Source organism: bacterium (genome assembly GCA_040755795.1).
In the GTDB taxonomy this organism is placed as follows: Bacteria; UBA9089; CG2-30-40-21; order CG2-30-40-21; family SBAY01; genus JBFLXS01.
On the sequence record JBFLXS010000144.1, the window covers coordinates 1 to 9,085 of the forward strand.

At 36.9% G+C, this 9,085-nt stretch carries 14 protein-coding genes; 3 read left to right on the top strand and 11 right to left on the bottom strand.

Annotated elements, in window-relative coordinates; translation table 11 throughout:
* Nucleotides 1–120: 120 nt before the first annotated feature.
* Nucleotides 121–411 (bottom strand): hypothetical protein, encoded by a 291-nt coding sequence (locus tag AB1414_10375; GenBank protein MEW6607838.1) that lies wholly within the window; start codon nucleotides 409–411, stop codon nucleotides 121–123.
* Between the two features lie 146 nt (nucleotides 412–557).
* On the opposite strand from AB1414_10375, the gene AB1414_10380 reads away from it, so the two are divergent.
* Nucleotides 558–989 carry a hypothetical protein gene (locus AB1414_10380; GenBank protein MEW6607839.1) on the top strand — a complete coding sequence of 144 codons (432 nt, stop codon included), beginning with the start codon at nucleotides 558–560 and terminating at the stop codon, nucleotides 987–989.
* 562 nt (nucleotides 990–1,551) lie between these two features.
* Here the strand turns inward: AB1414_10380 and atpA are convergent.
* The 10 genes from atpA to AB1414_10430 all read right to left on the bottom strand — a co-directional run bounded on the left by atpA (nucleotide 1,552) and on the right by AB1414_10430 (nucleotide 6,988).
* The gene (gene atpA / locus AB1414_10385; GenBank protein ID MEW6607840.1) at nucleotides 1,552–3,108 is read right to left on the bottom strand and encodes a F0F1 ATP synthase subunit alpha; all 1,557 of its coding nucleotides are present in this window, start codon (nucleotides 3,106–3,108) and stop codon (nucleotides 1,552–1,554) included.
* Between the two features lie 92 nt (nucleotides 3,109–3,200).
* Nucleotides 3,201–3,542: a type II toxin-antitoxin system PemK/MazF family toxin gene (locus AB1414_10390; protein MEW6607841.1), complete on the bottom strand. Its 342-nt coding sequence runs from the start codon at nucleotides 3,540–3,542 to the stop codon at nucleotides 3,201–3,203.
* Nucleotides 3,533–3,766, bottom strand: coding sequence for a hypothetical protein (locus AB1414_10395; protein MEW6607842.1), 234 nt, complete (start codon nucleotides 3,764–3,766; stop codon nucleotides 3,533–3,535). The genes AB1414_10390 and AB1414_10395 overlap by 10 nt, the downstream gene beginning before the upstream one ends.
* A gap of 21 nt (nucleotides 3,767–3,787) precedes the next feature.
* Entirely contained in the window at nucleotides 3,788–4,336 is a 549-nt protein-coding gene (gene atpH / locus AB1414_10400; GenBank protein MEW6607843.1) for an ATP synthase F1 subunit delta, read from the bottom strand.
* Between the two features lie 271 nt (nucleotides 4,337–4,607).
* A complete protein-coding gene (gene atpF, locus AB1414_10405; protein ID MEW6607844.1) occupies nucleotides 4,608–5,147 on the bottom strand; it encodes a F0F1 ATP synthase subunit B in 540 nt (179 codons plus the stop codon).
* Nucleotides 5,099–5,257 carry a hypothetical protein gene (locus AB1414_10410; protein ID MEW6607845.1) on the bottom strand — a complete coding sequence of 53 codons (159 nt, stop codon included), beginning with the start codon at nucleotides 5,255–5,257 and terminating at the stop codon, nucleotides 5,099–5,101. The genes atpF and AB1414_10410 overlap by 49 nt, the downstream gene beginning before the upstream one ends.
* Nucleotides 5,258–5,295: 38 nt before the next feature.
* Complete coding sequence (atpE, locus tag AB1414_10415; GenBank protein MEW6607846.1) at nucleotides 5,296–5,565, bottom strand: ATP synthase F0 subunit C; 270 nt, start codon at nucleotides 5,563–5,565, stop codon at nucleotides 5,296–5,298.
* A gap of 87 nt (nucleotides 5,566–5,652) precedes the next feature.
* Complete coding sequence (gene atpB, locus AB1414_10420) at nucleotides 5,653–6,405, bottom strand: F0F1 ATP synthase subunit A (GenBank protein ID MEW6607847.1); 753 nt, start codon at nucleotides 6,403–6,405, stop codon at nucleotides 5,653–5,655.
* Between the two features lie 14 nt (nucleotides 6,406–6,419).
* Nucleotides 6,420–6,776, bottom strand: coding sequence for an ATP synthase subunit I (locus AB1414_10425; protein ID MEW6607848.1), 357 nt, complete (start codon nucleotides 6,774–6,776; stop codon nucleotides 6,420–6,422).
* Nucleotides 6,773–6,988 carry an AtpZ/AtpI family protein gene (locus AB1414_10430; GenBank protein ID MEW6607849.1) on the bottom strand — a complete coding sequence of 72 codons (216 nt, stop codon included), beginning with the start codon at nucleotides 6,986–6,988 and terminating at the stop codon, nucleotides 6,773–6,775. Before AB1414_10430 ends, AB1414_10425 begins: the two co-directional genes overlap by 4 nt.
* A 108-nt stretch (nucleotides 6,989–7,096) precedes the next feature.
* Between AB1414_10430 and pyk the strand changes: the two genes are divergently transcribed.
* Both pyk and AB1414_10440 read left to right on the top strand, forming a co-directional pair.
* Nucleotides 7,097–8,506 (top strand): pyruvate kinase, encoded by a 1,410-nt coding sequence (pyk, locus tag AB1414_10435; protein MEW6607850.1) that lies wholly within the window; start codon nucleotides 7,097–7,099, stop codon nucleotides 8,504–8,506.
* A 205-nt stretch (nucleotides 8,507–8,711) separates the two neighbouring features.
* Nucleotides 8,712–9,085: hypothetical protein (locus AB1414_10440; GenBank protein ID MEW6607851.1), on the top strand; the 374-nt coding region annotated here is incomplete at its 3' end.

Consider the following 9,085-nt stretch of genomic DNA (forward strand, 5'->3'; position numbering starts at 1 on the left):
TGAGTCTTAATACATTGAAATTTATAAGCAATTAACAATATTTGAAAGTTCGTTTTCGTTCATAGACCTATTTTCTTTCCTTTGCGTCCTTTGCGAAATCTTCCTTTGCGCTCTTTGCGGTTAAATCCTTATACCTTTAAAAAACTTGAACATCGAGTTATAACTACACAACACCTTATTTACCATAGCATCAATAGCTTCTCGCCCCCTCAGTTTACCCTTATTGAGCTTTTTACCTAAGGCATGGAGTTCTCCTTCAGCCTTCTGTAAATGACTTTCACGGGTTTCGGCATTCTGTCGAGCCAATTGCTCACTATGGATAATGAACTTACGAAAACTATACTCACGATCTTTATTGTCCTCGATCTTCCAGCACTCTTCGCAGGCCTTGTAAGTGTCAAGTTCTTTCAACACCTCCTTTTTCTTACGAGAACGCTCTTGGATAAAATTGAGTGTTGATTTTATTAGCCCTTCCAAATAGACAATCTTCTTTTCACCCCCACTGAAGGAACAAGAAGGTAATTGGTGTCAGGTCTGATTTTCTTAAATTTGGAAAAGTGCGTTCAAGAAATATCTGGAAAAGGGAAAAATGGGACTTGACACCATATAATTCCCGCAAACAAACTTTAACTAATGCCGAAAGGTTCATTACTCCACAATTAAAGGAATGGGAGGTGAAAATCCTGAATGCTCAAGATAAAATTGTCGAAATTGAGTATGAAATATTTTTAAAGGTTCGGACACAGATAATCACTGAGGTAAAACGGATTCAAAAGGTAGCTAATGCCATTGCCTTATTAGATGTTATTTTATCCCTTTTACAAGTAGCCGTTGAGAATGATTATATCCAGCCAGAGGTCAATAATGAAAATATCATTTCAATTAAAGATGGCAGACATCCAGTTGTAGAAAAGGTATTGGTCGGCGAACGGTTTGTGCCAAATGACAGAAATTCCCCAAGTTTTTTTGAGAGGATGATGGATAAGTAAGAAGTCGTAGATGAGGTAGTATTTCCCCTTTCCCCAAAAATCTCTTTTTGAGGTTAGTGTTTAATATTTTTGTTTAGGGAACTACCGCCTTTAATTTTTTTCTTCCTAATCCAATTAAAATACAATAAATTAGAGCAGTTTAAAAAAATGTAACTATTCACCACAGAGACGCAGAGGGCACGGAGAATGAACATATTATAAAGAGTGTAAGCGTTCAGGTATCAGGTATCGTAACCGTTCAGGTAGTCTGGTATCTGGGTGTCTAAGTGTCTGGGTTACATAGACTACCAGACACATAGACACCCTTTACGCAAAATTGTAGGATTTGTTACTATCCTGATTTCCTGGATGTTAACTGATTGCTGATACCTGATGGCTGAACGCTTACCAGGTATCAGGCTTCAGCCAGAAGCAGAAAGTCAAAGTGGTGAGGGGTAAGTCTACCTACTACTTTACAATTTTAGGCGTTCTTAACGGTTTTAAGCGTTATTCAACAGAGTTTAATCCGTTTTTGTACCCTAAACCTGATACCTGACGCCTGACACCTGAACGCTTACCAAGTTTAAACAGTTATTCCTAATACCTTATGTGCATGCTCTTCCTTTTCTTTAGCGAATTTTTCTTTGAATTCTAAAATAGCCGCCTTTAGTTCATCCTCAAGTGGTTGAGATAGAATTTTTTGTTCTCCAATTTCTTTACCTATTTGAGGATGATATTCATCCATAAATTTTAAAAATCCTTCTTCAAAAATAGAACATTCTTTAACTGGAAGGTCATCAAGATATCCATTTACGCCGGCATAGATAATCATTACCTGTTTTCCTAATGGCATAGGTAGATATTGGTCTTGTTTAAGGATTTCTACCATTCGTTCTCCACGAGATAGCAGATTTTGCGTTGTTTTATCGAGGTCCGATGAGAATTGGGCAAAGGCGGCTAATTCACGGTATTGAGCTAAGTCAAGCCGTAATTTACCTGCTACCTGACGCATCGCTTTAGTTTGAGCCGAAGAACCAACCCGTGAGACAGATAATCCCACATTAATTGCCGGTCTAACCCCTGAATAAAATAAGCCACCTTCTAAATAAATCTGGCCATCTGTAATTGAAATAACATTAGTTGGAATATAGGCAGAGACATCACCTGCCTGGGTTTCAATGACCGGTAGAGCAGTAAGTGAGCCGCCACCTTTTTCATCATTTAACTTTGCCGCTCGCTCAAGTAGTCTAGAATGAAGATAAAAAACATCACCGGGGTATGCCTCTCGACCTGGTGGTCTGCGAAGCAAAAGAGACATCTGGCGATAAGCAATAGCATGTTTTGATAAATCATCATAGATAACAAGGGCATGTCTGCCTGTATCCCGGAAATATTCTCCCATCGCACACCCCGAATAAGGGGCAATATATTGTAATGACACAGGTACATTAGCGGTGGCAGAAACAATAATAGTTTTATCCATTGCACCAGAATCCTCTAATACTTTAACTACCTGAGCTACGCTGGATTGCTTTTGTCCAATAGCCACATAGATACAATGGACATCTGTATCTTTTTGATTGAGGATTGTATCGACTAAAATAGCCGTTTTACCCAGCTGTCTATCACTGATAATCAGTTCGCGTTGTCCCCTACCAATAGGGATCATTGCATCTATTGCTTTGAGGCCGGTTTGGATAGGTTCTTTGACCGGGATCCGTTCGGTTACACCAGGGGCTCTTGATTCAATTGCCCTGAATTCCTTTGGTTTAATAGGTCCTTTTTCATCAATAGGTTCTCCGAGGGCATTTACTACCCGTCCGCACAATGCCTCGCCAACAGGGACTTCCACTGCCCGTCCGGTCAATTTAGCCTGATAGCCTTCTTTGATATTAATATCTGCCCCTAAAATAACAGCACCCACACAATCTTCTTCAAGATTTAACACCATTCCGTAAATACCTGCCTCCGGGAATTCGACTAATTCTCCAGCCATTGCATTTTCAAGACCATATATCCTGGCTATTCCATCGCCCACTTGAATAACAGTGCCTACTTCTTCTGTTTTTAGTTCCTTTTCATAGCCTGCAATCTGGTCTTTAATAATAGAACTAATTTCTGTTGCCTTTATTTCTGGCATAATTTAATACCTCCTCTTCATCATAGTAATCTTTTATTAGCCAAAAAGCAAGTGCATTGTAACCTCTGTGTTACATACAACTTCACTTTCCCCTACATTCCTAATATTACTCTGAGAGATTTCATAACTCTATTCATATAGTATTCATCAAGATTACCAAGTTTCCTGAGTAATCGTCTTTTATCAATCACTCGTATTTGTTCACATAATAAGATAGAATCCTCTTTCAATCCTCCAACACCTTTTGGGATTTTAGTATGGGAAGGTAAAATTGCCTCCCTTATCTTAGTAGTAAATGGAATTATTATCGTATGAGGACTTACCTCATTTGCCTTATCAATCTGAATTATTAAAACAGGTCTTCTTCCTGCTTGTTCTGTACCTACAACTGGATTCAAATCAGCAAGGAACATATCTCCTCTTGTTACTTCCATCTTATTTCTCCTCTTGCAAGCATATCTTCATAACTTGTAAGCCCATCTAAATAATCTTTAAAGTCAGATTCTTCAATCTTATCCAATCTTCTTGCTAACCAATTCCATTCATTTCCCACTTTTTTTGTTTTAATTTCCAAAAAGTCAATAAAATCATCAACTTCTTTTAAAATACTCTTTGGAAGAATCCTTACTTTTTCTATTACATGTTCCTTGGTTAACATCTTCTACACCTCCAAAAACTTTTATACTTTTCTAACTAATTCTCTCCGTAGCATAAATAACCGTCTAACGATGCTGCCATCAATTATTTTATCTCCTATTTGTAAAACAAGTCCACCTAAAATCTCTGGATTGATAGAAATCTTTAATTTTATCTTTGCCTGTAAGAGATTTGATAATTTTGCGATTAACCGCTCCTCTTGTGCTTTTTTCAGAGGGACTGCACTGATAATCTCCACCTGGTATATATTTTGCAGTCTATCAATGAATTGCTGGTATTTTGAAGATATATCTTCGAGTAATTGAAGTCTATTTTTTTTGAGCAAAAGGAGAAGAAGATTTAGACTGTCACTGGATAAAGAATATTGACTGAAGAGCTCTTTTAATAACGATTCCTTATTTTTTAAAGTAAGAGCAGGATGAGCAAGTATTTTCATCAGATTCTCATTGGAGAAAAGCACTTTAACCATTAGTTCTAATTGTTCTGCCTGGGTTTTAAGGGCATCTTTCTGTTTGGCAATTTTAATTAATGCCTCAGCATATTTAGTTGCTACGATATTGGGTTTTTTCATTGTGGTATCTTCTCCTGAAAATAGGAAGTAGAGAGTAGAGAGTAGAAAGTAAAGAAAACATCATTCCTCACGCCTATCTCCTTACCTCCCACCTTCTATCTCCTATCTACTATTTTCATCCTCATTTGTAAACCAACGGTTCATGACCGTTTCCCCTGAAAATATCCGCAGGTTTCGCAGAGGACACAGATTTTTATTTTTTTATCTCCCCGCTGGCGGGATTAAGGGGTTAGGGGATTCTTTTATTCCCGAGTCCCGAGCCCCTTAATTTTCATCCCCCTTTGTGCCACTTCCTGTGGGCATGAGCGTTCTGCTGGTCTATTTCTTCTATAAACTCGTCTATTAACTGATGAGCTATTGATTCATCAATACTGCGTTCCAGGATTTTTGAGGCGGCGAGAATCGATATGTCCGCTACTTGTGCTTTAATCTCACTAATCGCTTTTTCCTTTTCTTTTTCAATGGATTGTTCTGCCTTTTCTACCATTTTATTCGCTTCTTTTTGAGAATGGGCAATTATTTTCTGCCTTTGAATTTCGCCTTCTTTAGTTGCCTCTTGAATTATCTGGCTTGTCTTTTTGTTTAATTCAGTTATTTCATTTTGATAATTTTGCTTTATCTTTTCAATATCTTGCTTTTCTGTTTCTATGGTTTCTAATGTAGTTTTTATCTGATTTGAGCGATTTTCTAAAAAATTAGTAATCGGTTTGAAAAGGAATTTTACCAGAAAAAATAACAAGATTAAGAAACTACCTAATTCGACTAATAATATCTGCCAGCTAATACTGATAACCTCACCGTGACCTTCCATATATCTTCCTCCTTTGCCTGATAATTGGTTAAATGGTAACTGGTTAAATGGTAACTGGTTAAATGGTAACTGGTTAAATGGTAACTGGTTAAATAGTTACCGGTTACCAATCACCAGTTACCAATCACCAATTACCAATCACCATTCACTATTTACCAATAATATGTTGCAGGGCTGGATTGCCAAAGATAATGATTAAGGCAATAACCAGTGCATATAGAACTAACGATTCTATAAAGGCTAATCCTAAGATTAAGAGAGTCATAATCTTGCCAGATGCTTCTGGTTGTCTGGCAACCCCTTCTACTGCCTTACTGGTGGCAATTCCCTGTCCGATGCCAGGTCCAATGGTGGCAATCCCTATTCCTATGCCTGCAGCTAAAACTGATAGAGCGAAAAACCATACTGCTCCTTCCATAATTTAAAATCCCCCTTTCTTTTGATAATTGGTAACTGGTGAATGGTAATTAGTTACCAGTTACCTTTTTAATTTCCAAAAATTTTTTTAATGTTCTTCTTCTTCCATAGCAATGGAAATATAGACTATGGCTAAAAAGACAAAAACAAATGTCTGAATAAGACAAGTAAGCACCCCTAAAAGCATAACTATTGGTGGTAAAAATACAGGGATAAATAAGGTTTGGACAAATAGAATTGTCTTCTTTGAAAACAGAACAAGCAATAGTGCCAGGCAACCTAAGGTCATATGTTTTGCCATCATATTAGCAAATAGTCGGATAGATAAGGAAAAAGGTTTCGCAATTTCTCCAATGAGATGTATGGGCACCATCAATGGAGCTAACCACCAGATAGGACCTACAAAATGCTTAAAGTAACCAATTAATCCTTTTTGTTTTATTCCAAAAAAGTGTGTCAGGATAAATACAATCATAGCTAAGGCAATAGTTGTGTTCCAATCACTTGTTGGTGCTTTCAATCCAGGAATGAGTCCAATCAGGTTTGAAATTAAAATAAACAGGGTCAGTGTGCCCATTAAAGGTAGAAAGAACTTTGCCTTCTTATGTCCCATAATGCCCTCTAAGAGTTGAAGAACCTGTTCAACTAAGAGTTCTAATAGATTTTGTAGTCCCCTGGGAACCATTTTTAAAGAAGAACAGGTCACCAGGGCAAAACCTATTAACCCAAGTGAAATCAACCAGGTCATAACAATCGTAGCATTTATGGGAATGTAGTTTCCTAAATATTGATTTAGCCAGTTGACTAAAAATTGAAATAAAAAGGGTGCCTCTGCTTCCATCTTTTCCCTTTCACCTATCTATTTATGAAATTAATCGTTCCCTGGACACAAATCGCCATAATCACGATGGATAATCCACCTATCACGGCAATAAAATTTATTGCTTTTACTTGTAATATGAGGGTTAATATTAATCCCAATAGGCTTAATCTAACCAGGTAACTCATCAAGATATATGACTTTGTCCGCTCAGATTTAAAGGCTCTTTGCGTCGTTAAAATCAGTGCCTTAAAGTTTAATAATCCAAGTAAGGAACCAATGACTATACCTGATATTATTGATATATTTTGGGTTAATAAAGAGATTAGAAAAACAATGCCGATTAGTATCGAGGTTGTTTTAGTAATTTGGGGTAAAGTAATTTCTTTCATTCTTTCATAATTTTCATTATCATTTCATAGCCATTGTAAAAGCCCGCGATGATACCCAGTAATAATCCGCCAATAGTCAACCATGGTGTTGTGCCAAATCGTGAATCTAAAAAATAACCTATTCCTAAGCCAATAAAAGTTGAAGTAACGAGCACAATTCCAATACTACTTGCATACGCTACTTTCTTTATGGTCTCAAGATTTTTAACCACTTTTGAAAGTATAGCATAGATAAAGAAAAAATGCAACTAAAAATTTAGAATAAATTTTATTTGACATTTTAAAAGTAATGTTGTAAAATTTAAGATATGTTTAATATTATGAAAAGAACAAAAATTGTATGCACTATTGGGACGGCAAGTAATTCCCATAAAATATTAAAGGAATTAGCTGAGGCGGGGATGGATGTTGTCCGATTGAATTTTTCCCAGGGGACACATAAAGACCACCTTGAAGTTATAAGAAGTGTTCGTAGAATATCTGCAGAAATCAATAAACCCATAGGGATTATGCAAGATTTAGCCGGACCCAAAATTAGAATAGGGAAAGTAAAAAAAGGGGTGGTATTAAAGGAGGATTTTGTATTCACCTTAACCACTAAAGAAGTTGAAGGGGATGAAAATATAGTCTCTGTCTCCTATAAACATCTACCGAAGGAAGTAAAATCAGGTGAGCCAATATTCATTGATGACGGCAGAATAAGGTTAAAGGTGATTAGACATGATATGGGGAATATTATTTGCCAGGTGGTCAAAGGTGGTGAGTTAAAATCAGACAAAAGGGTAAATTTCCCGGAGACTAAACTCTTAATCCCTTCACTTACTCCAAAGGATATTGAGGATTTAAACCTTGGGATTGAGGAAGGAGTAGATTTTATAAGTTTATCTTTTGTAAAAAATGCAGATGATATTATGCAGTTGCGTAAGATATTAAAAGAAAAAGATGCCTCTATCCCAATTATTGCCAAGATTGAGAAAAAAGAGGCAATTGAAAATATAAGTGAGATAATTAAATCTGCAGATGGCATAATGGTGGCAAGAGGAGATTTAGGCATTGAAACACCCCTGGCTAAAATCCCGCTGGTGCAAAAAAAAGCAATTTTAGAGACAAATCTATTTGGCAAACCAGTTATTACCGCCACGCAAATATTAGAGTCTATGGTAAATGAAGATATTCCCACACGAGCAGAGGTAACAGATATTGCCAATGCTATTTTTGATTCAACGGATGCCTTGATGCTATCCGAAGAAACTGCTATCGGTAAATATCCGGTAGAATGTGTTAAAGAAATGGTAGAAATTACTTTAGAAGCAGAGAAGGCATTAGAATATGAGGCAATATTAAAAGATAAAATAGACCTGCGAGGTATAAATACTACAGAGGCAATTGGATATGCCACAGCGCAAATCGCGATGGACTTAAAGGTAGCGGCGATTATTGCCTGTACATATTCAGGTCTGACCGCAAGGATGATTGCTAAATATAGACCATTTGTGCCAGTTATCGCGGTCAGCCCATCTATGGAAACAGTTCGGCAATTGACCCTGTATTGGGGAATTTATCCCGTTAAATCAGATGAATTTGATAATACGGATGATATGATAAGAAAGGCGATTGAAACCGCAAAATCCACCGGTATATTTCGGTCTGGAAACAAAATTATCATTACTGGTGGTATTGCGGGTGGGCATCATGATACAACTAATTTTCTATATGTAGATGTGGCGTGAAAAAAATACAATACAATAAATTATACAGTAGGAGAAATTATAACTGTTCACCGCACAGACACAGAGACGCAGAGAAAAACACACCCCTAACCCCTCTCAAGAGGGGAATACTGGAGGTGAAGGGAAAATTAGAAGTGTGTGAAGACTAATAAAATCAACGCCCAATTTTATCCCAGAGCGTTGTAGAAGTAAATGGAGGTATATTATGGCTATTTCATTGATAAAGGAAGAGCAATCGCATATTCTTAGAGTTTTGCCTGTATTGTTGAAAAAGGATACTCAGTTTAAAGACTCTCTTTATATGGTTTTAAGTGAAACATTTATTAAAAAGGATGATTTTTCCGAGCTTAAAGATATCGTAAAACATCTGGGGGTAATTGTATCTGAGTTGGCAGAGGCTCAAAAAAGGACAGAAATGGAATTAAAAGCCCTTACTAAATCGCATCAAGCCCTATCTAAATCTCATGAAAACCTTGCCACTCAAGTCGGAGGTATCTCTCATACTATAGGTTTTAGACTTGAAGATGAAGCCTATGATTCTTTACCTCCATTACTCGAAAGAGACTTTGGGATAATAGT